The organism is Daejeonella sp. (genome assembly GCF_030695525.1).
Classification (GTDB): Bacteria; Bacteroidota; Bacteroidia; order Sphingobacteriales; family Sphingobacteriaceae; genus Daejeonella.
In genome coordinates this window covers 49,301-70,282 of the sequence record NZ_JAUYSS010000058.1, presented here as the reverse complement: position 1 = coordinate 70,282, position 20,982 = coordinate 49,301, and the positions used below count along the sequence as shown (strand labels likewise).

The window sequence follows — 20,982 nt, the reverse complement described above, 5'->3', positions numbered from 1 at the left end:
AATTGTTGTTTGTTGAAGTTTTTAATTATATAACATGTTTATTACATTTAAATGAAAGTCAAAATAAACTGGCCGAATCCATATTCTATGAAATATTTTCTTTCTTTTCTTCTGCTTTCTGCAACAGTTCTGAAAGCTCAGCCACCCATCCCGGGCTTAGTAAATGGTTTGCATCAGCTTGATCTTTTCAATGTAAAAATGAAAAGCGATGTCGCATGTTTTCGTATTCCGGCATTGGTAGTAGCAAGCAATGGCGACCTGATTGCTGCAATAGATGAAAGGGGTCCTTCATGCGCAGATTTAAAGGCAAATGATAATATTAATATTGTGATAAGAAATAGCAAAGACAATGGTAAAACCTGGACGGATATCCGGACTCTGGTAGATTATCCATTGGGACAATCAGCATCCGACCCTTCATTTATAGCTGACCGGAAATCAGGTACAATCTTCCTTTTTTATAATTATATGGACCTGAACAAAGCGAAAGATATTTACTATCTGCATGTCATGAAGAGTACAGACAGTGGAGAGTCCTGGTCTAAACCGGAAGATATTACCAATCAGATCAGTAAGCCTGAATGGTATGGAGATTTTAAATTTATCACTTCCGGAAAAGGCACTCAAACCGCTTCGGGTGTCTTATTGCACACTCTGGTAAACCTGAAACACGGAGTGTTTGTTTTTGGATCCAATGATCATGGGAAGACCTGGTTTTTGCGTGATACTCCTTTGAACCCTGCCGATGAATCTAAAATCATTGAGTTAACAGATGGATCATGGATGGTCAATTCCAGAGTGAATTCTCCAGGCATGCGTTATGTACATATTTCAAAAGATCAGGGAAAAAGCTGGGCAAGCAGGGCAGATCCAGCTTTAGTGGATCCAGCTTGTAATGCTGCTATTATTCGATATGTTCATAAAAATAATAACTGTCTCTTATTTGTAAATGCAGAAAGTAAGGATGCCCGTAAAAACCTGAGTATTAAAATTAGTTATGATGAAGGTAATACATGGACAAATGGAAAGACTATTTATGCAGGTGCAGCGGCATATTCAGATCTTGTTGTGATGAAGAATGGAGAAATTGGAATGCTATTCGAGAAGAACGGATACACTGAAAATGTATTTCTGACTTTTCCATTTCAGTGGATAAGCAATTAAAGGCAAGGCTGTTCTTCATACGTCGGGTTCAATATAAAATCTTGCCGGGCTGCCAGGCCCTATGAAATACAGCTCCGGGTAAAATAAACCTTGCCGCAGGAGGTAGCTTCCGGCTTACGTAATTTGAAAATTGGATGCCCTTTCTTGCCGGAACTACTCCGGAGGAAAGGGCTGAACTGGCCTATATCAAACAGGAACTGCTTTCTAAAATCAAATTATATTGGCTGCATTGCCCAATCTAACTAATAATAATGGTGTTAATTAATCTACCTAATATCTGACTCAGTTTATTAGTTTATATTCTGAAACTATATTTGAACCAGACTAATTATAAATTAATTTGTCATATTTATTTTAATAAAGTTTAAAATTATTGCTCAAAAGGCAATAGGCAACAAAAATATCACATTCCTATCTCTTGTATTTTTCTTTCTTTTTTGATTAACTTTAACTTCAATCAAACTAATACTTATGGCAATTTACAAACTTCAGGTTAACGGAAAAACCTTGCAGGCTGATGTCGAGGCAGATACCCCACTGTTATGGGTGCTGCGTGATCATTTAGGCCTTGTAGGAACCAAATATGCTTGTGGTATAGCACAATGCGGATCATGTACAGTCCATGTGAATGGATCTGCAACACGTTCTTGTGTTTACCCTGTTTCAGCAGTTGGAAATTCACAGGTAATTACAATTGAAGGCTTGTCCGAAAAAGGGGATCATCCTCTACAGCAGGCATGGGATGAGATCGATGTTTCTCAATGCGGTTATTGCCAGGCCGGTCAGATTATGACCGCTGCGGCACTATTGAAGCAAAATCCTAAGCCCAGTATGGATGAAATTGAAGTGACAATGAATGGTAATATCTGCCGCTGCGGTGCATATCACCGTATCCGTGATGCAGTAAAATTGGCCAGCTCTAAAATTTGATTAATATGACAAGTAAAACAACAAACAGCAGGCGTGATTTTTTAAAAATGACCGCATTAACGGGAGGTGGCCTCGTGCTTGGATTTAATTGGTTCAGTGCTGAAGCCAGTGTGCCCGAAGTTATATCCAATTCAGCCATGGCTGCCGGAAATATAGGTTTTAATAGTTACCTTTCTATCGCTACTGATGGTACTGTGACCATTATGTCTCCGAATCCGGAACTTGGCCAGAATATTATTACTTCTTTTCCAATGGTAGTTGCTGAAGAGCTTGAAGCCGATTGGAAAAAGGTCAAAGTGCTCCAAGCCAATCTGGATAATAAATTTGACCGTCAGCTTACAGGGGGTAGCGGAGCAGTTCCACACTCCTGGAAATTACTTCGGAATGCAGGTGCAACAGCTAAATTCATGCTGATTGCTGCTGCTGCAAAACAATGGTCAGTGCCTTCAGCAGAATGTACAGCAGCTAATGGTTTTGTTTTGCATTCCCGTACTGGAAAGAAATTAAGTTTTGGGGATCTCGCCGAGGCAGCATCTAAGATCCCGGTTCCGGCAACAGTACAGCTTAAAGACCGCAAGGATTTTAAGCTGATCGGAAAATCTGTAAGAAACGTAGAAAATCATAAAATCGTAACCGGAAAACCACTATTCGGCATGGATTTTTACCGTGAAGGAATGGTATATGCGATGATCCAGCGTCCCTCATTTGGAATGAAACTAAAGTCTTTTGATGCTGCAATTACCAAGGCAATGCCTGGCATAATTGATGTAGTTTCATTTAATAACAATGTGGCTGTTATTGGTAAATCAACATGGGAAATACTCAAAGCCAGAAAGTTGCTGAAAATTGATTATGAGAAGGATGCTGATCTGGAAAGTACTGAAGATCATGACAAATTGTTCTTGTCATTGATGGATAATGGCGAAGCTACAGTAAGACGTAAAGATGGGGATGTGGATGCAGCCTTTAAAAATGCGGCAAAAGTAATTAAAGGGGAGTACCAGTGTCCCTTCATTTCACACAGTCCGATGGAGCCAATGAACTTTTTCGCTGATGTTCGTGCAGATGGAGTTGAATTGGTAGGGCCTACCCAGACTCCGGCAAGAGCGAGGGCAGAAGTTTCACAATTACTGAAAATACCTGAAGATAAAATCACCCTTCAACTTACCCGTTTAGGTGGTGGTTTTGGCAGAAGGTTAAAGAATGATTTTGTTACTGAAGCTGCCGAATTATCAAGTATAATCAAGAAACCGGTGAAATTAATCTGGTCGAAAGAAGACGATATGACTGGCGGAACTTATCGTCCTGCTGTGCGTTATCGCTTTGAGGCTGCACTGGATTCAACAGGTAATTTAACTGGTTATAAATTAAGAGGTGTCGGTATTAATTCAGGTAATTCAACCCGGGAACATAATTTTCCTTCAGGGGCAATAGATAATTTACTAATTGACTCTGTTGAACACAAGTCTCCAATCACTACAGGAGCATGGCGTGCACCAATCACCAATTTCCTTGCTTTTGCTGAGCAGGCATTTCTTGATGAAGTTGCACATGCAGCAGGAAAAGATCCTGTTCAGTTCAGATTGGATCTTTTGGCTAAAGCAAAGCGCTCACCGGTTGGAGAAATTCGTTATGATATTAACCGGATGGAGTCTGTGATCAAAATGGCAGCCGAAAAATCAGGATGGGGAAAGAAGAAAGATGTGTCGCAAGGATTTAGTGTTTATTTCTCCCATTTATCTTATGTTGCGCAGGTTGCTGATGTGATTATGCGTAACGGATTGCCAGTGGTTAAAAAGATTTATGCAGTATCAGATTGCGGACAGGTAGTTGCTCATAATGGTGCGGTGCATCAGGTAATGGGTGGTGTAGTTGATGGCCTGGGTCATGCCATGTACAGTAAATTAAGTTTCAGGGATGGTGTTGCTGATCAGAACAATTATAATACCTATCGTTTGATTAAAATGAAGGAAGTTCCTGAAATCGAGACTCATTTTGTGGATAACGGTATAGATCCTACAGGTTTGGGTGAGCCTGCTCTTCCACCAACAGGAGGTGCAGTTGCAAATGCAATATTCAAGGCTACAGGCAAACGTTTGAGAAATCAACCTTTTATTGAGGAGGATGTCTTTAAAACGGTTTCTTAGAATTTTATAATTTTTGACAAGCCGGCAGAGTAATCAGCCGGCTTTTTTTATGCTTAATCCTGCTATTAAAAGCATACCTTTGCAAAATTATTTTCCGGAAGGCCAGTCAATTCACCTGTTATCTTTCGCAATTATTTAAACTTAAATTATGAGAAAGATCGTTGATTACAGAAAGATTTTAGGAGTTGACAAAAATGCCGAATTGCAGGAGTTGAAGACGGTTTACCGTACTTTAATGAAGAACTGGCACCCGGATAAATTTACCGAATCTGCAGAAAGTAAGCTTGAAGCCGAAGAAAGGAGCAAAAACATTATTGAAGCCTACCATTTCCTAGTAAGTATTGCACCTGAAACACGTTTGCAAACCCTGGATGATTATAATCTGACAACTTCCAGTATTGGTATTGCTGATTTTGAATATCAGGGACAGATTTTAACCGTAAAGTTTGGTGATGGGAATGAATACGAGTATTTCGATGTTCCCCGTGCTGTTTATATCAAACTAATTAACGCCGATTCACCCGGCAGGTTTGCACGCAGACATATTTACAACAATTATATCTACAGAAGTACCAGCAAGCGGGTAGCAATGGCCTGATAGCCCTGTTATTTTATGTTCAGCTTTTATTGAATGATTAATTTTGACCGTATATAGTATTGTTTATAAATAATATTCGTAAATTAATACTATGAAAGTCAACAGATTAGGAAAGGTAATTACCTTTTCAGGCCTAATGGTTTTGATCAGCCTTAGCGCCCTTGGGCAAAAAAACAAGCTGGAAAAACAGGAACAAATCAAACATCTGCTGGAAAGCAGGGTTTTTGTTTTTAGTCCGCAGTCTGCTACACCAAGCTCAGGTGGTATGATCCAATTAACTTCAGAGTTCTTTCTTAAGGTTAGTAAGGATACACTTGAGAGTAATTTGCCTTATTATGGGGCAAACAAGCTGCCTGTCTTTGGAATAGCAGATAAGCCATTAGAATTTACTTCTTACGATTTTGACTACGAAATCAAAACTATGAAGAATGGAAGTTATGATATCACAATCCGGTTGAATGATCCAAGTGATCCCGATCTGCTCAATTTTTCTGTTTCTATATCTGGATATGCAACTTTACGGGTAACCAGTAATATGCGGCAACCCATATCATTTTATGGAGATATCGATGCTCCCCGGCCTCCCCGAAAAAGTAATAGATGATAATTGAGTAAACAAAAAAAAGGCCTGCAAAACAGACCTTTTTTTGTAAGGAAAACAGATTAAATATAAGAAGTGGCAACTCCAATAATTTTCCATCCTTTTCCGGTATTCGACATGTTCAGGTAACTAATTTTAGAAAATCCTTCATATTTCATAGTTACTTTAACAACACTCTGAGTAGGAGTTGATTCTACAATACTGAACTCAGTGATGCAGTTTTGCTCAACATTCTTTAGGTTTTTTAAAGAAGTAAGCATCTGGGTTTTGTCATGCTTAATGATTTGCTGTCCACGGGTTGAAGTGAATTTTACGTCTTTATCCATCACTTCATTCAGTCCATCTATTTTGCCATGGGCAACTGCATCAATATAGACCTTTAGCGCATAATTAATGTTTAATTTTTCACTTTTGGTATCATCAGATGCGAATGCACTGGTTGATAATACTACTAATAATGCGGCGGCGATAGTTTTTAAAGTTTTCATAATACTTGTTTTTTAGTTTTAATTTTTTTGTTTAAGTGTGTGTGAATATTTTTTTTGTTTGTTTTCTTGATCAAATGTATAATGGATTTCAAAGCCGGTCTATAGTAATTAGGCGGATGCTGGTAAGTTCTCGGTAAACGGCGGGAAATGGTAGGTGAAAGGTTGGCTTAGAATTTTTACCGAGGAGGTGGAAAGCTAAAAGCTAAAAGCCCAAAGCTAAAAGCGGGAACGGTAGGCTGGAAGAGAGGGTTTCAAGGTAATATTATGCCTGTAGCTGGCCCTTAATAGGCAACAGATAACTAACAACCATGCCCTTCCCCTTCAAGCATATTCCGGGCATGGAAAACTCCTGGAAGAATGGCTTCAAGAGATTCTCTTGCACCACTAGTGCTTCCGGGGAGGGTAACGATTAAGGTTTTACCGATTGATCCGGCTACCGAGCGGCTCATCATGGCAAGCGGGGTACGCATTTGTCCGAAATTTCGCATGGCTTCTGTGATGCCGTCTGCATCTCTTTCCAGAATCTCTTTCACGGCACTAACCGTATTGTCCCTTGGGCCAAGTCCGGTTCCTCCTGTTGTAAATATGAACTGTATATCTTCTTTCACCCAGTCCAGAATCTGCTTTTGTATTGCATCCTTATCGTCTGGGAGTACTTGGTAATGCCATACTTTGGCATTTGAAGTTTTGAGCATGTTGCAAATAAGTTTGCCGCTTTTATCTTCACGCTCACCACTTGCAGTTGAATCAGAACACACCAATACGGCGCATATCGCGGAGCTTTCTGTGTACCTACTGCGGTCACTTTTTCCACCTTTCTTTTCCAGAAGCCTGATATGCCCGATTTCAAGAGTAGTATCTACAGGTTTCAGCATGTCGTAGATCTCCAGTGCAGCAACTGAAACGGCCGTTAGTGTTTCCATTTCTATTCCTGTACGACCAATGGATTTTGCTTCACCCTGAATCACTATTCCTGTACGATTCAGAATCTCATCATTAAACAGGTCGGAATGCAACTTTCTGCCAAGGAATTCAAAGGTGAAATCCATTCCATCGATTGTAACCGGGTGACAATGGGGTAGTAGTTGTGGAGTGAGCTTTGCGCCTAAAAAGCCTGCTGCGCGAGCTACATCAAACAAATTCCCTTTAGGCAGTTCATTTGAATTAATCAGATCAATACTCTTTTCTGAACAAAATATAATTCCCACTGCCCTGGCAGTTCGGAGTGTGATCTGTTTATGACTGATATCGCGCATTTTGAGTTTTGAGTTTTAAGTTGTAAGTTTTAAGTCTTGGTTCTTGATACTTGGCTCTATAATCAGTTGTTGGTAGTCTTTGGATAGTTAGTAAATTTATCGTTGTTATCAAATGTATTACTATTAGTTAAAATCCCTGAGCACAAATTTAATATGAACCCGGATTCAGTCTTGGTTCTTGGCTCTTGATACTTGATTCTTGATACTTGCATCTACTTATAGGACATCATAAAATCCCATACCCTCTCAAAGGAATTATAATCCATATTCAGTCCCTTAACCAATGCCTTTCCCGGAGCCCGGAGGGTTGGATGGGTATGAGCGCCACCAATGATCTTATAAAGTATCACATCATTCTTGCCTTTATAATGCTGAATTTCAACAGTAGAATTATCACCGGGCTCAACATCCGGCAGATATGTGATTTTCGCTTTTTTCTTTGTTCCATTTCTAGCTACCCAATAGGTCACATTTTCATCACCTGATAGTATTACAGGAGTACCCGTTACCTTGATTGAACCACCATTCCATTTAATTACAGAATCTGCAGTACCGCTGGTTATAATAATGGGGATTGGTTTTGCATTTTCAAACTCCCTGGCTACGCCCGGACTTATTGTTGAGACAAAAGGAGCAATAGCTCTGATCTTCTCAGGAATATCACAACTTAATCGGTAGGTCATCATTCCTCCGTTCGAACTACCTGAGAAATAAACGCGCTTTGGGTCTCCTTTAAAATCCCGGATGAAGAGGTCTATTAATGAGCTTAAATAACCCACATCATCAATGTTGTCGGTTAATGGATAGCTTCCCCCTAATTTATCATTCCAGTGTTTGGAGCTCGCATCAGGATATACAACTATTGCCTTATCCCGCTCTGCCCTTGCATGGTATTGTGGTCCCAAAACATTTACACCAATCTGTGCACTGGCACCCATTCCGTGGAGAAAAAACACAACAGGAATTTTTCCGAGGTTTTCAATGCCGGATGGAATGTAATACATGTATTTTCGCTGGAGTCCGTCATAGCTTATCGAATCGGTATGCAAACCTTGTTCCGGAGATGATTGCCCAAAAAGAAATTGACTGCAGAACAGACAGATTATAAGGCAAATAAATTTAATTTTCATGGTACTAAAAATCATTAGGGGCTTCGATAACCAAGTATCAGGAAAATTTATCAAAATTTCTTCGTTTAACAGATAGAAATCGACTTTTATCTGTTTTAACTTTCCAAAAAATGTGTATTTTGTTCTGCGAATGATTGTGTGTCTGATTAATTCCTGGAATTGAATTTTAATCTAAAAGGCCCCATCCGACAAATAAAATCAAAAACATAATAAACAGATGAAAATCGGTCTTTTTATACCCTGTTATGTCAACCAGTTATATCCGAACGCTGCCATAGCAACACTGGAATTGCTTCAAAAGTTTGGTGCTGATGTTACCTATCCTTCCAAACAAACCTGTTGTGGGCAGCCAATGGCAAATTCGGGTTACGAACACCTTACACAATCATGTAATGATCTATTCGTAGAAAATTTTTCCGGATTCGACTATATTGTAGCACCATCTGCGAGTTGTGTGCTGCATGTCAAAGATCATTTACATTCTCACGCTGATGAGGCTGCTGCAACAGAGATCAGGGGCAAGATATATGAACTGGTAGAATTTCTGACCGATGTGTTAAAGATTGAGAAACTGGAAGCCCATTTCCCACATAAAGTTGGGATTCATCAAAGCTGCCATGGATTAAGGGGGCTACATCTGGCGCAAATGTCTGAATTGATTGCACCTGATTTTTCCAAACCTCGTCATTTGCTGAACATGGTATCAGGCCTGGAGTTAACAGAACTCGACCGTGTTGATGAGTGTTGTGGTTTCGGAGGTCTTTTCTGTATTGCAGAGGAGGCCGTATCCGTAAAAATGGGTAAAGACCGTATTACAGATCATACCAAACATGGAGCTGAGTACATTACTTCACCTGATCTCTCCTGTCTGATGCACCTGGAAGGGATCCTGCAGCGAAATAAAAGCAAGGTTAAGATCATACATATAGCAGAAATATTAAACAGTTCATCCATAAAGGCATGAAGAGTACTTTAGATCACGCAACATTAGCTGAAGAATTTAATAAAGATGAAGAACGTGTCGACTGGCATGATGGTGCACTATGGTGGATCAGGCAGAAGCGTGACCGTTCTGCTCATCAAACCCCGCAATGGGAAGAATTAAGGGAGGCAGCATCTGCCATTAAATCCAATGTTATATCTAATCTTCACGATTACCTCATTCAGTTTGAGGAGAATCTGAAGAAAAATGGTGTTCAGGTATACTGGGCATCGGATGCAGAGGAGCATAATCAGATTGTTTATTCTATCCTGAAAGCAAAAGAAATCAAACAAATGGTTAAGAGTAAGTCTATGCTTACTGAAGAATGCCATTTGAATGAATTTTTAGAAGATCGGGGTATTGAGGTTATCAATTCTGATTTAGGAGAATATATACAACAAATTGATAATGAGCCGCCTAGTCATATTGTATTGCCTTGTATTCACAAGCGCAAGGAAGAGATTGGAGAGCTGTTTCATGAGCATCTGGGGACTGAGAAAGGGCTATCAGACCCTACATTATTGACCCGTGTGGCGCGTAAACACCTTCGTAATGTATTCCTTACCCGTCGTGCAGCACTCACCGGTGTAAACTTTGCAGTTGCTGAAACCGGGGAATATGTGGTTTGTACCAATGAGGGGAATGCGGATATGGGTGCACATCTTTCTGAAGTGCAGATTGCATCTATGGGACTTGAGAAGATCATTCCTGAGCGCAAGCATCTCGGCGTATTTCTGAGATTGCTGGCCCGTAGTGCTATTGGACAGCCCATCACCATTTACTCCAGTCATTATAAGAAACCTCGTCCGGGGCAGGAGATGCACCTGATTCTGGTTGATAAGGGAAGAAGCAATTTATTGGCCCGTCCTGATTTCAGGGACTCTCTGAAATGCATTAAATGCGGAGGCTGTATGAATACTTGTCCGGTTTATCGTAAAAGTGGTGGATTAAGTTATCATAATACGATCTCAGGACCTATCGGGGCAATTCTGGCGCCAAATCTGGATATGAAGCAACATGCAGATCTTCCCTTTGCTTCAACACTATGCGGATCTTGTTCCAATGTATGTCCTGTTAAAATTCCTATTCATGATCAGCTTTATAAATGGCGTCAGGAGATTGTGAAACAAGGATATTCTGCCAGCCGTAAAACCTTTAGTATGAAGGCGATGGCATTGACACTTTCTTCCCCTGAAATTTATAAAACGGCAGGAAAAACAGGACGCTGGTTATTGAATAATGCGCCATTTGCTATCAACAATAAATTTAATCCATGGTATAAGCAACGCGATATGCCGGATAGTTCACAGCAATCCTTTGGAGAATGGTATGCAAAGAATGGATCTAAGAAATGATTAACAGAATTTGAATGAGTACCAGAGAAAAAATACTGGCGGCTGTAAAAAAGAATCAGCCACCGCTTTCTGCACTTCCGGATATTTCGGTTTTTAAGGTGCATGAAGAAGATGTAGTTAAAAAGTACAGTGAGATGTTTGCGGGTATTGGGGGCTTACTTGTTTCGGCAGGAAGTCTTGAGAATGTAAAAGACCTGATCAGAAAGGATTTTGATCAAAGCAAACGAATGCTGAGTAATCTTCAGGCTTTGAGTGATGTAGCCGAGCTGTCTAACCCTGATGCAGATCCTCATACACTTGAGGACGTTGAATTAGCCATTATTGAAGCACGCCTGGCCGTAGCAGAAAATGGTGCGGTCTGGTTAACAGAGGATGTTATGGGGCATCGCGTATTACCTTATATTGCCCAGCACCTGGCAGTAATTGTACGGGAAGATAGCATAGTTTCAACCATGCATGATGCTTATGCAAAAATAGCCTCAGAAGATTATGGCTTTGGTGGCTTCATCGGGGGGCCTTCTAAAACAGCCGATATTGAGCAGGCTTTGGTGCTTGGTGCTCATGGTCCTTTAAGTATGACCGTTTATTTGATTAAATAATTTACCTGGATACAAATGAAGAACGATTCAATAATCATTCGTGATAATTTAAAAGAACAGTACAGAGACATATACACTGATGAGGTCTTGCTGGCTTTAAACACACTGGCCCATTTTAATAAATCAGTTAAACATTTGATGAATGAGCGGATCAAACTCCGCAAGGATCGTCATACAAATAATAAAAGAATCGAATTTTACGATCCTGAAAGCCTGATTCCGGGTTCTAAAATAAAAGTTTCAGATGCCAGGGAAGGCAGGTTTGTAGGCTCTGTGATCCCGCATGATCTTCAGCGGCAGTGGATTCAGGGAACTGGGCCTGCAGCTAAACCAAATGCAAGTTTAGAAAGCAGCATCAGGAATGCAGCTTACGCACTCTTATCTGGTGCAGATGGTTGGATGTTTGATGGGGAAGATGCTTTAGGACAAATTGCCAGCATGTCATTGGATAATCAGCGGAACCTTAAGCTTGCCATTGCCAAAGATCCGGTTTTCTTAAAAGTCGCTGAGCAGGTTGCGGATGAGATGAACCGCTGGTCGCTGGGATTTCTCGGCCAGGAAATTGTAAAAGACTGGAAAACTCAGCTTGATTTTACAACAAAGATATTCCGCTGTCGCGGACTTCATCTGGACGACAGGCATATTCGTGATGCAGATGGTGTAGCCTTGGCTGCTTCAATCGCCGACCTATGTCTCTATGTTGTAAATAATTACAGACAATTGCGGAAATCAGGTTCTTCAATTGTGTTGTATCTTCCTAAAATACAGACGGCCGGAGAGGCTGCTTTATGGAATAGCATGCTAAGCGCATTGGAAGATCATCTGGGTCTTGAAAACGGAACAATTAAAGTATATCTGCTGGTAGAACAGCTTGAAGCTACCTATCAGCTGATGGAAATCAGAGCGGTTCTTGGCAAGCATTTCGTCGGTTATAATACGGGTCGCTGGGATTATATTAACAGCGTTTCTGATGCTATGGCATGGGACATGAGCTTTATTAATCCTAATATTGAGGCCGTGACCATGACCTATGGTTATATGCGGAATTATGAAGACCGTGTTCGCCGCGCAGTAAATACACCGGATATCAATGGAAACTGTGCGATCTGGCAGGGAGGAATGGAACCCAATATCCCGGTAGGATCAGCAGAAGGTGTTGCAGCCAGTATGAAAAAAGCTTTGGCTGGTGCAGAAAGGGAGCAGCACGAAGGGGCAAGCGGAAAGTGGGTAGCACACTGGAAAATGGTGAATATCGTGAGGCCTGTATGGGAAAAGATTGGAGAAGCAAATCAAGTTGGGCGTAAATTCCCGGCTCTGACCTATACTCAACAGGATGCCGACGGATTAATTTTACTTGAACCGGCACCGATTACGATCAGGGGGGCAAGAAATCTGCTTAGTGTAGCCATTCAGTATGGAAATGCCTTTGCTCAGGGTATGCAGGCAGCTGCACTTAAGGCTGCAGATGATTTTGGGAATGATGATATTCTCTATTTGATGGAGGATATGGCAACCGGAGAAATCAGATTAAGTATTGTTTGGGAATGGGTACACAAGGGGGCTGTGTTTACAGAGGATGATCCCGGTACAGGAGTCAGGGCAGGAGATAAATTCACAAAGGAGCTTCTTAGAAGGCTTATAGATGAGGAGTATGAGAAATTGCTCAAAGCAAACAATAAGGATGTTTATGATGCATCAAAAACCACAAGCCTGCCAATTGCAAGAGAGATTACAGAGATCTATGTTTTCAATGAATTTAAAATACCATGGTTCATTGACCTGCTCAATATTAACCTGAATAATGAGAATCTGCAGGAAGCTAAGAAAAGGATATCAGATTATATCAAGGCCTTTAAAAGCGAAGGTAAACGTATTACTGAAAATCCTGATTTTAAAGTTTAAGTATTATTAGATGAAGAGGTCCTTACTTATTATTGGTTTTTGTGTTTTACATCTCACTGTTTTTGGGCAGTTATCAGTAAGGGAAATACTAAAACAAAAGACTGAAAAAGATCTGCAAACCATCATGGCTGCATCTCCATCATTAAGTGGTCTGATGGCTGTCGATTTAAGTAGTGGAGAATCCATTAGTATTAATGAGAATGTCATTTTTACACAGGCTAGTGCAATTAAAATTCCAATCCTGATGGAGGTTTATAAACAGGCACATGAAAAGAAGTTTGCACTATCCGATATCAGGCCAATATTGCCTTCAAATACAGTCGCTGGTTCTGGCATACTGAATGTTATGGTCGATCCGGTTAATCTCAGCATTCGGAATTTATGCGTACTAATGATTGGCCTCAGTGATAATTCAGCTACCAATACTCTGATCGAACTGGTTGGAATGAAAAATGTGACTAATACCATGCACTCACTTGGGTTTTCGAATACCAGACTGCAGCGCAAGATGATTGATCAACCCGCTTCACTAAGAAATGAGGAGAATATTTCTACTCCTGCAGAAGCCGTAAGGATTATGAAGTTATTGTATGAAGGAAAATTCATAGATAAATCAACTTCTGAGGAGATCCTTTCTATCCTGAAGAATAATCCGATTGCGAATAGTAAAATAGCTAATGGACTTCCGGCAAATGTTAAACTTGCTTTCAAACCCGGCGGAATGGGAGGGGTGTCAACAGAATGGGCTATTGTCTATTTATCAAACAGACCTTATGCCATTGCTATCATGGAAAATTATAAAACCTCAGCAACACCAACAGGAGTTTTCAGCGCACTTTCTAAACGGGTTTTTGATTATTTCTCGATGATGAAAGCGACGAAATACGGGGTGTTAATTGAGAATTGATAGTTGAGAATTGAGAGTTTGATTTACTGATAAAGAATTTTATTCTCGATTTAGAGCTTTAATTCTCAATTCTCAATTCTCCACTCTCAACTACCTCGTTGGTGATCCTCCTCCAAACTTATTTAATCTCATTGCAAAAGAGAGCATGAAATACTGTCCAAGTCTGTTAATCTGACGGTCTATGATAATATTGTCAAATACATCCCTTGAAATACCTGTATTCTGATTTAATAGGTCATTGCCTTCAAAACGTAAGGTTCCATTATTCCCTTTTAGGAAACGATATTCAGTATATAAACGGAGAATCGTTGGGTTTCTAACGATTCCGTTATCAAAACCAGAGTTAATGGTTTTTCTAAGATCATAACCCAAAGTTAGATCCTTGAAAAAGTAATTTCTTCCCCTAAGCTGAAAACTCAGGCTATTGGTTTGGCGATCTGTAAAATTTGCCTGAGTATATTTAGTAGTGTTAATTGCGTATGAAGTTTCTAATTCTACATCAATAACATCTTTGATATCTACTTCGAATTCAATTTCCTGCCGTACCATGAAGTTTTTGGCAATATTTTTATTTAGGTCAATAAATGCTACGTTATTGTTCAGGTATGCTGAACCAGAGTAGGTTAGGGTATATTTACGTTCGGCAAATGGCTTGCCATAGGAGTAATCTCCTCTTAAAGAATAGAATCCATCAGTATTGGTGTAGCTGGTTAGCTGGTTAACAGTGTTTGGGATCTGAACTTTTGTAGTTACAATTTTATCCTGAGTTTGACTGTATGAAAGGTTTGCGTGTAAAACATGTCCCATATTCCAATCAGATTGATTGTACCTGGCATTGAAGGTATGGATGAATTCCGGATTAAGGTCAGGGTTACCGGTAATGGTATTCTGAAGATTGGAATTGTCGGTTATTGGCTGTAGTTGAAGGAAGCCAGGTTGATTATTACGACCCCAATAGTTAACGTTTAACGCTTGTTGTTTTGAGAATTTATATACCAATCGGGCTGAAGGTATCAAATTGAATGTGCGATTTTCAGTATTTATTCCCCTGCTTAAATTTTGTCCTTTGAGAATAGCTGGCTGAGCACTAAATCCAAGGGTATAATTGAGCTTTTCCTCTATAAATCTATAGCTTGCCCCAAACCTGTGGGTATAGAACTGATATTCATAATTATTACTCAGATCCGAATTGAATATCTGATTTCCGCCAATAATATCATTGGTAATTCTGTCTGTAGTAGTACTTGAGCGACTGTGACTATAGTTAAATTCAACATAAGTTTTGGCCCAGATAGGTTCCATATAGGTAAGATTAGACCAAAGTGATGAATTGTTGTTTGCATTGGCTATTAATTGATTCTGAATTCGGGTTGAATCACCTCCGGCCTGCTTGATCAGGTAATTATTCAATACATTCCGCTCATTATCTCCGTTTGAATAATTTAAGTTCCCACTAATACTCATATTTCTGCCCTTTTTTGAGAACTTGTGATTGTAATAGAATCGAGTACCCATGTTTAAATTCAGCGAATTTGTTCCTGATATATTATTTCTGATTGTGCTTAGGTTTTGTTGAGAAATATCAGTTACACCTATATTATTAGAATTGTCAGAATTATGGGAGAAGCTTGGGGAAATTCTGAGAAAGTTTAAGGTATCGGGCTTCAAAACGAGATTGCCTGAAAAGTTATGGCTATAATTGTCACTATTATTGTCGGATTCAGCATTTTCAATTCTGGTAAAATTTTCCAAAAAATTCTGAGAGTAGGTTTTACTAAAAGTCTCATTTTTACGGTTATTAAACCTGTATCCTGCATCTGCAGATACTTTTTTACTCCAGTCATTCCGGTAATTCATACTTGCTGAATTTGTGCTGGTGATTCCATTTGAATTCCCACCACGCATATTGATATTATTGAGGGTTCCATCAAATGAAAGCTGGCGTTCCCCCTTAAAAGTATTACCTCTCAAACTGGTATTATATCGATCTTCACTTCCCATACCACCAAACATTCTTGCTGAATATCCCCGTTTTTTATCTTCCTGTATAGTAAGATTCAATACTTTCTCAGCTTCACCGGTCTTTATACCCGTAATATTGGCATGATCACCATAATCATCAATAATCTGAAGATTTTTGATGATATCAGCAGGAAGATTTTTTATAGCAGTTGCTACATCTGTTCCGAAAAAATCCTTTCCGTTTATTCTGATTTTGGTAATAGCCTCACCCTGAGTTGTTACATTGCCGTCAACATCAACCTTTACACCCGGAAGTTTTCTTAAAATCTCATCTACCGCATCTCCATCCCTAACAGGAAAAGAGGATGCATTAAATGTAACGGTATCTTCACTGATTTTAATTGCTGTAACTGCGGTTATAACAACTTCATCCAAAGTATTTGAGGAAGTTTTTAGCATGATCGGTGGTACAACCAGCGAATTACCGTTCGAAATCTTAAAAGCTTTTATAAATGTTTCAAATCCAATAAATGCAGCAGAAAGTGTAAAATCAGGCCATTTTACATTTGTTAAATTGAAATTTCCGTCGATATCTGCAGATGTCTGGATACTATCTTTACCATTTTTTAATTTTATCAGTGTTCCGGTTAGGGGTACTCCTGCTGTATCAAGAACACTTCCTTTGACCTGAAAATTCTGTGAATAACTCAAAAAGGAGATGGTAACTAAAAATAGGGTAAGGATAATTTTTTTCATAAAAATAATCGTTTCGGGCATATGGTAATTTCAAACTTCAAATCAGTTAGATGCCCGTAGGATATAATGGTTTAAACCTGAGAATTGCCGTTTCTTAATATTGGATGCAAATATAATCTTAAGCCCTGTTCAAGCTATTTTATGCTCAGTATTGTTACAATGTTTGCAAAGTCAAATCTCATTTTGTTAGAAACTGAAGAATTATCGTTGGGGGCGCTTTATTTGCCTTTGTAAATTGATTATTATAAACTAAGCCTTTCAATTGCCCAATTGTTTACGTACCCAATATATGATCTGCTGAATTTTTAAATCAAAAACAGGGTAAGCAATATCAAATAAATTGTATTTTTAGTTCGGGGAATTTTCAGTTAGTTTATCAGGTTATTTAGACAGTTTATGAAAAGAAGACAGTTCATGTCAAACACGCTTTTGGCGGGGTTAGGTAGTATTAGCATCAATGCATATGGATCATACCAGGATAAACCTTACGAAAAATTTGAAGGTTATGAACCAAACGGTCTGGACCTAAATAAACTTCATGAATTTTACCGGGCGGAGATTTTCAACAGGTTTATTCCAAATATGGATAAATATGTAATTGACCATCAACTTGGTGGGTTCATGACATCCATAGATATTACAAATGGCCGGCAGGCCAATTCAAATAAGACTGCCTGGTTTGAAGGCAGGGGAATGTGGACCTATTCTTTTCTTTATAATACGCTCGAAAAGAATCCTAAATACCTCGAAATTGCACGTAAATCAAAGGATTTTATACTAAAACATCTTCCAGATGACGACAAGTTTTTTACATCTTCCTACAGTCAAGATGGTAAGGCCCTGTCGGGCCCGGGGGATATTTATTCCAGCTTATTTGTTGCCGAGGGTCTGGCAGAATTTGCTAAGGCATCAGGTGATAAAAAGTATTTCACTATAGCCAAAAAGATTATTTTATCCTGCCTTGACAGATACGATAGTCCTGATTATGATTATTATGTAGCCTATTTGAATCCAGGAGCAACTAAGATTCCTGGCCCAAGGGTACTCGGTCATTGGATGGTATTTCTGCGTGCTGCCACTCAGATATTAGAGAACGGGCCAGATGCGGATATGGAGAAATTAGCTGACAGATGTCTGGATGCTTGCCTTAACCATCATTTAAATCCTCAATATCAATTATTTAATGAGGTGCTTAACCATGATTTCAGTCGCCCGGATAACTCATACAAGGATTTCGCTTATACCGGTCATGGTATTGAAATGTGCTGGATGCTGCATTTCGAAGCTGCCCGCAGAAAGGATAAAAAACTTTTCGATCGAATCACAGAGGTCTTTAAAAGACATGTAACTGTGGCACATGATGATGTGTATGGAGGTTATTTCAGAGCACTGGATCATGTTGATAACAATACCTGGAAAGTTGATAAGGTGCTTTGGCTACAGGAAGAGGTGCTGATAGGAAGTATGTTTATCGCAGAGCATACAGGCGATGAGTGGGCAAAGAAATTGTTTAATGAAACCCTTGATTATGTTCGAAAGAGTTTTGCTAAGCCGGGTAATTTGTTTTGGGCTTCTGCCGGCGACCGCTTTATGAAGGATTACGCAAAAATGAGGGCTGAACATTATCATCATCCCCGTCATTTGATGCTGAATCTGCTTTCCTTAAAAAGAATGATAAAACGTAATGGCAAGCCATCCGGACTTTTCGGTTGATATTATCAAATTTAATTGAACCTATTCGATATGACTAAAAAGGAATATTCAAGACGTAGTTTTTTAAAACAAAATACACTGGCAGGATTGGGTCTTATGGGGACAGTTGCCATAGCTGGTTCCGTTTTGCCGGCCGGAGTTAAAGCTTCAGAATCACAGGAGCTTAAAAAAATTACTGGTCTGGATCTGAGAAAGCTCCGTGAACAGTATAAGGAGGCCTTACTCAGTAAATTTATTCCGAATATGGGTAAGTATGTAGTGGATCATGAACTGGGCGGATTTATGTGCTCGGTAGATATTCTGACAAGAAAACTGATCAATACGACAAAGCGGGCATGGTTCGAAGGAAGAGGTATATGGATGTATTCATTCCTTTATAATAACCTGGATAAGGATCCTGCGTATCTTGAAATCGCCCGTAAATCCAAAGACTTTATTTTAAAGCGTTTGCCTGTAGATGGCAGCTATTATATCTCCTCTTTCAGTAAGGAGGGTAATCCAATTGGTGATACCGAAGGGGATATATATGGGAATCTTTTCGTAGCAGAGGGGCTGGCAGAATATGCTAAAGCAAGCGCTGAACCTAAGTATTTTGATCAGGCAAAAGAAATTGTGCTCAAAGCTGTGCAGCGTTATGACAGACCTGAATTTACCTATAACTACAAGGCAGAAAACAGAATAGCTGGTCCACGTATTCTCGGACATTGGATGATCTTACTAAGCGTTTGTACCCAAATGCTTCGACAGAGGAATGATAAGGAAATCAAGGCGCTTGCAGATCGTTGTGTAGATGCCATCATGAACCATCACTTAAATAAAGAATACAGATTGTTGAATGAAGCTTTGGCGCATGATTTGAGTCCGCTTCCTGATCCTGTAGCCTCCCAATATGGTGACCTTGGACATGGATGTGAAACTTTAGCATTTGTAATGAACTATGCAGTTCTTATAAAGGATGCTGATCTTTTTCACAGGTCCTCAAATGAATTTAAGAGACATGTGGATACTTCATGGGATGATGTTTATGGCGGGTTTTTTCATGAACTTAGCCATGTAAACAATAATTCCTGGGCACTGAATAAATTACGCTGGGTTCATGAAGAGATTCTGATCGGTGCTATGATCCTGATCGAACATACCGGAGACAAGTGGGCAATTGATTGTTATGCTAAGACCGAAGCTTACATCAGAAAGAATTATGTTCGCCCGGAATATGCATTTGTGATTGATAGTGGCGACAGAAAAATGCAAAAGCATACTCAGGTGAGAGCAGAGCATTATCATTATCCAAGACAATTAATGGTTGGTATACTTGCAATTGACAGGATATTAAGTAGAGGAGAGAAGCCTTCAGGCTTATTTTCATAAAATACATAGACCTGATAAATAATAAAATTTTGTTATTAGAATTTAATAATTTATTAAAATTTGCAGATGAGTAAGAATAAGTATGAAGGCCAGGCATTTTATAATGCCCCATTTGTTATTGATAAGTTTAACGATATGCCTTACCGTGTTCTCGGTAAATCAGGTTTAAGAGTTTCAAATATAGGTCTTGGAACGTGGAAAATGGGATATCCGGATAGTGGGGATGATTCACGAATTGATAAGAAGAATTCCTTTAGTATTCTCAACAAGGCCATTGATCTGGGAGTTACTTTTTGGGATACTGCAAACCGATATAATAATGCTTCAGGAAATTCTGAGCGGATAATAGGGAAATGGTTTAAAAAGAACCCGGATCAAAGACGCAATGTAATTCTGGCTACAAAAATGTCCGGAACGATGGACGGATTAAGTCCGAACCATTGCGGGCTATCAAGAGGGAATATCATGGAATCAGTATATGCCAGTTTGGAGAGGCTTCAAACTGATCATATTGACCTGCTTTATTTTCACAGATTTGACGGAATAACCCCTCCTGAAGAAAGTCTGGCAGCAATTGAAGATCTGGTGAAACAGGATCTGGTACGCTATTTTGCCGTTTCAAATGCCAGTGTTGAGATCCTTAAAACCTATCAGGCTGTACAGTCTCAAATGTCTGTCAGAAGCAGGATTCTTGCTGTGCAGAATCAGTTTGATCTGCTTGATGGGGAAGCAGCAAATGATAAGGGTGTTTTGAATTATGCTTCTGAACAGGGGATTTCATATGTAGGCTGGAGCCCGATGGCCAGAGGTTTGCTGACAAACCGGTATCTTAATCCTGTAAATGCCGGTCCGGGCGATCGTTTGTTCGACGAGGGCGACTTAAAGGTAAAAACAAGCCCGGAGAATATGCGTAAATTACATGCACTAGCGGCTATTTCTGACGAAATGGGGGTTGAACTAAGCCAACTGGTTATGGCCTATATGTTAACAATGAAGGGTATGGGCCCAATTATTCCTTCATCTTCAAATGTGAAACAGCTTGAATCAAATGCGGCAGCAGGGAAGATTATTCTTACAGAAAAGCAAATTGCCAGAGTTAAGAAAATTGTAAACTATTAAACAAA

General features: G+C 39.6%; 17 protein-coding genes. 13 read left to right on the top strand and 4 right to left on the bottom strand.

Annotated elements, in window-relative coordinates; all coding sequences use genetic code 11:
- The first annotated feature begins 51 nt into the window (after positions 1-51).
- The 5 genes from Q8S11_RS13640 (at position 52) to Q8S11_RS13620 (ending at position 5,443) form a co-directional block, all read left to right on the top strand.
- Positions 52-1,164: an exo-alpha-sialidase gene (locus tag Q8S11_RS13640; protein ID WP_305662670.1), complete on the top strand. Its 1,113-nt coding sequence runs from the start codon at positions 52-54 to the stop codon at positions 1,162-1,164.
- A 477-nt stretch (positions 1,165-1,641) separates the two neighbouring features.
- Positions 1,642-2,094 carry a (2Fe-2S)-binding protein gene (locus tag Q8S11_RS13635; RefSeq protein ID WP_371135173.1) on the top strand — a complete coding sequence of 151 codons (453 nt, stop codon included), beginning with the start codon at positions 1,642-1,644 and terminating at the stop codon, positions 2,092-2,094.
- A 5-nt stretch (positions 2,095-2,099) separates the two neighbouring features.
- The gene (locus Q8S11_RS13630; RefSeq protein WP_305662668.1) at positions 2,100-4,241 is read left to right on the top strand and encodes a xanthine dehydrogenase family protein molybdopterin-binding subunit; all 2,142 of its coding nucleotides are present in this window, start codon (positions 2,100-2,102) and stop codon (positions 4,239-4,241) included.
- A 148-nt stretch (positions 4,242-4,389) separates the two neighbouring features.
- A complete protein-coding gene (locus tag Q8S11_RS13625) occupies positions 4,390-4,839 on the top strand; it encodes a KTSC domain-containing protein (RefSeq protein ID WP_305662667.1) in 450 nt (149 codons plus the stop codon).
- Between the two features lie 91 nt (positions 4,840-4,930).
- A complete protein-coding gene (locus tag Q8S11_RS13620) occupies positions 4,931-5,443 on the top strand; it encodes a DUF4251 domain-containing protein (RefSeq protein ID WP_305662666.1) in 513 nt (170 codons plus the stop codon).
- Positions 5,444-5,502: 59 nt separating this feature from the next.
- Here Q8S11_RS13620 and Q8S11_RS13615 read toward each other — a convergent pair whose 3' ends face one another.
- The 3 genes from Q8S11_RS13615 to Q8S11_RS13605 all read right to left on the bottom strand — a co-directional run bounded on the left by Q8S11_RS13615 (position 5,503) and on the right by Q8S11_RS13605 (position 8,314).
- Entirely contained in the window at positions 5,503-5,928 is a 426-nt protein-coding gene (locus Q8S11_RS13615) for a nuclear transport factor 2 family protein (RefSeq protein ID WP_305662665.1), read from the bottom strand.
- A gap of 299 nt (positions 5,929-6,227) precedes the next feature.
- Positions 6,228-7,184, bottom strand: coding sequence for a bifunctional molybdenum cofactor biosynthesis protein MoaC/MoaB (moaCB, locus tag Q8S11_RS13610; protein WP_305662664.1), 957 nt, complete (start codon positions 7,182-7,184; stop codon positions 6,228-6,230).
- Positions 7,185-7,396: 212 nt separating this feature from the next.
- On the bottom strand, positions 7,397-8,314 hold the full coding sequence (locus Q8S11_RS13605) for a PHB depolymerase family esterase (protein WP_305662663.1): 918 nt from the start codon (positions 8,312-8,314) through the stop codon (positions 7,397-7,399).
- A gap of 217 nt (positions 8,315-8,531) precedes the next feature.
- On the opposite strand from Q8S11_RS13605, the gene Q8S11_RS13600 reads away from it, so the two are divergent.
- From Q8S11_RS13600 to Q8S11_RS13580, 5 genes are read left to right on the top strand one after another with little or no spacing between them, the layout of a single operon-like run.
- Entirely contained in the window at positions 8,532-9,278 is a 747-nt protein-coding gene (locus Q8S11_RS13600; RefSeq protein WP_305662662.1) for a (Fe-S)-binding protein, read from the top strand.
- Positions 9,275-10,651, top strand: coding sequence for a lactate utilization protein B (locus Q8S11_RS13595; RefSeq protein ID WP_305662661.1), 1,377 nt, complete (start codon positions 9,275-9,277; stop codon positions 10,649-10,651). Before Q8S11_RS13600 ends, Q8S11_RS13595 begins: the two co-directional genes overlap by 4 nt.
- A gap of 14 nt (positions 10,652-10,665) precedes the next feature.
- Complete coding sequence (locus tag Q8S11_RS13590; protein WP_305662660.1) at positions 10,666-11,250, top strand: LUD domain-containing protein; 585 nt, start codon at positions 10,666-10,668, stop codon at positions 11,248-11,250.
- A 15-nt stretch (positions 11,251-11,265) separates the two neighbouring features.
- Complete coding sequence (locus Q8S11_RS13585; RefSeq protein ID WP_305662659.1) at positions 11,266-13,152, top strand: hypothetical protein; 1,887 nt, start codon at positions 11,266-11,268, stop codon at positions 13,150-13,152.
- A 10-nt stretch (positions 13,153-13,162) separates the two neighbouring features.
- On the top strand, positions 13,163-14,059 hold the full coding sequence (locus tag Q8S11_RS13580; protein ID WP_305662658.1) for a serine hydrolase: 897 nt from the start codon (positions 13,163-13,165) through the stop codon (positions 14,057-14,059).
- Positions 14,060-14,149: 90 nt separating this feature from the next.
- Here Q8S11_RS13580 and Q8S11_RS13575 read toward each other — a convergent pair whose 3' ends face one another.
- Positions 14,150-16,777, bottom strand: coding sequence for an outer membrane beta-barrel protein (locus Q8S11_RS13575; RefSeq protein WP_305662657.1), 2,628 nt, complete (start codon positions 16,775-16,777; stop codon positions 14,150-14,152).
- Between the two features lie 396 nt (positions 16,778-17,173).
- On the opposite strand from Q8S11_RS13575, the gene Q8S11_RS13570 reads away from it, so the two are divergent.
- The 3 genes from Q8S11_RS13570 (at position 17,174) to Q8S11_RS13560 (ending at position 20,977) form a co-directional block, all read left to right on the top strand.
- A complete protein-coding gene (locus tag Q8S11_RS13570) occupies positions 17,174-18,490 on the top strand; it encodes an AGE family epimerase/isomerase (protein ID WP_305662656.1) in 1,317 nt (438 codons plus the stop codon).
- Positions 18,491-18,520: 30 nt separating this feature from the next.
- The gene (locus Q8S11_RS13565; RefSeq protein ID WP_305662655.1) at positions 18,521-19,858 is read left to right on the top strand and encodes an AGE family epimerase/isomerase; all 1,338 of its coding nucleotides are present in this window, start codon (positions 18,521-18,523) and stop codon (positions 19,856-19,858) included.
- A 66-nt stretch (positions 19,859-19,924) separates the two neighbouring features.
- Positions 19,925-20,977 (top strand): aldo/keto reductase, encoded by a 1,053-nt coding sequence (locus tag Q8S11_RS13560; protein ID WP_305662654.1) that lies wholly within the window; start codon positions 19,925-19,927, stop codon positions 20,975-20,977.
- Positions 20,978-20,982 lie beyond the last annotated feature (5 nt).

Excerpts from the sequence above, each read along its gene's own strand:
- Q8S11_RS13640 (WP_305662670.1), top strand. The coding sequence starts at position 52 with ATGAAAGTCAAAATAAACTGGCCGAATCCATATTCTATGAAATATTTT.
- Q8S11_RS13630 (WP_305662668.1), top strand. The coding sequence starts at position 2,100 with ATGACAAGTAAAACAACAAACAGCAGGCGTGATTTTTTAAAAATGACC.
- Q8S11_RS13625 (WP_305662667.1), top strand. The coding sequence starts at position 4,390 with ATGAGAAAGATCGTTGATTACAGAAAGATTTTAGGAGTTGACAAAAAT.
- Q8S11_RS13620 (WP_305662666.1), top strand. The coding sequence starts at position 4,931 with ATGAAAGTCAACAGATTAGGAAAGGTAATTACCTTTTCAGGCCTAATG.
- Q8S11_RS13615 (WP_305662665.1), bottom strand. The coding sequence starts at position 5,928 with ATGAAAACTTTAAAAACTATCGCCGCCGCATTATTAGTAGTATTATCA.
- moaCB (WP_305662664.1), bottom strand. The coding sequence starts at position 7,184 with ATGCGCGATATCAGTCATAAACAGATCACACTCCGAACTGCCAGGGCA.
- Q8S11_RS13605 (WP_305662663.1), bottom strand. The coding sequence starts at position 8,314 with ATGAAAATTAAATTTATTTGCCTTATAATCTGTCTGTTCTGCAGTCAA.
- Q8S11_RS13600 (WP_305662662.1), top strand. The coding sequence starts at position 8,532 with ATGAAAATCGGTCTTTTTATACCCTGTTATGTCAACCAGTTATATCCG.
- Q8S11_RS13595 (WP_305662661.1), top strand. The coding sequence starts at position 9,275 with ATGAAGAGTACTTTAGATCACGCAACATTAGCTGAAGAATTTAATAAA.
- Q8S11_RS13590 (WP_305662660.1), top strand. The coding sequence starts at position 10,666 with ATGAGTACCAGAGAAAAAATACTGGCGGCTGTAAAAAAGAATCAGCCA.
- Q8S11_RS13585 (WP_305662659.1), top strand. The coding sequence starts at position 11,266 with ATGAAGAACGATTCAATAATCATTCGTGATAATTTAAAAGAACAGTAC.
- Q8S11_RS13580 (WP_305662658.1), top strand. The coding sequence starts at position 13,163 with ATGAAGAGGTCCTTACTTATTATTGGTTTTTGTGTTTTACATCTCACT.
- Q8S11_RS13575 (WP_305662657.1), bottom strand. The coding sequence starts at position 16,777 with ATGAAAAAAATTATCCTTACCCTATTTTTAGTTACCATCTCCTTTTTG.
- Q8S11_RS13570 (WP_305662656.1), top strand. The coding sequence starts at position 17,174 with ATGAAAAGAAGACAGTTCATGTCAAACACGCTTTTGGCGGGGTTAGGT.
- Q8S11_RS13565 (WP_305662655.1), top strand. The coding sequence starts at position 18,521 with ATGACTAAAAAGGAATATTCAAGACGTAGTTTTTTAAAACAAAATACA.
- Q8S11_RS13560 (WP_305662654.1), top strand. The coding sequence starts at position 19,925 with ATGAGTAAGAATAAGTATGAAGGCCAGGCATTTTATAATGCCCCATTT.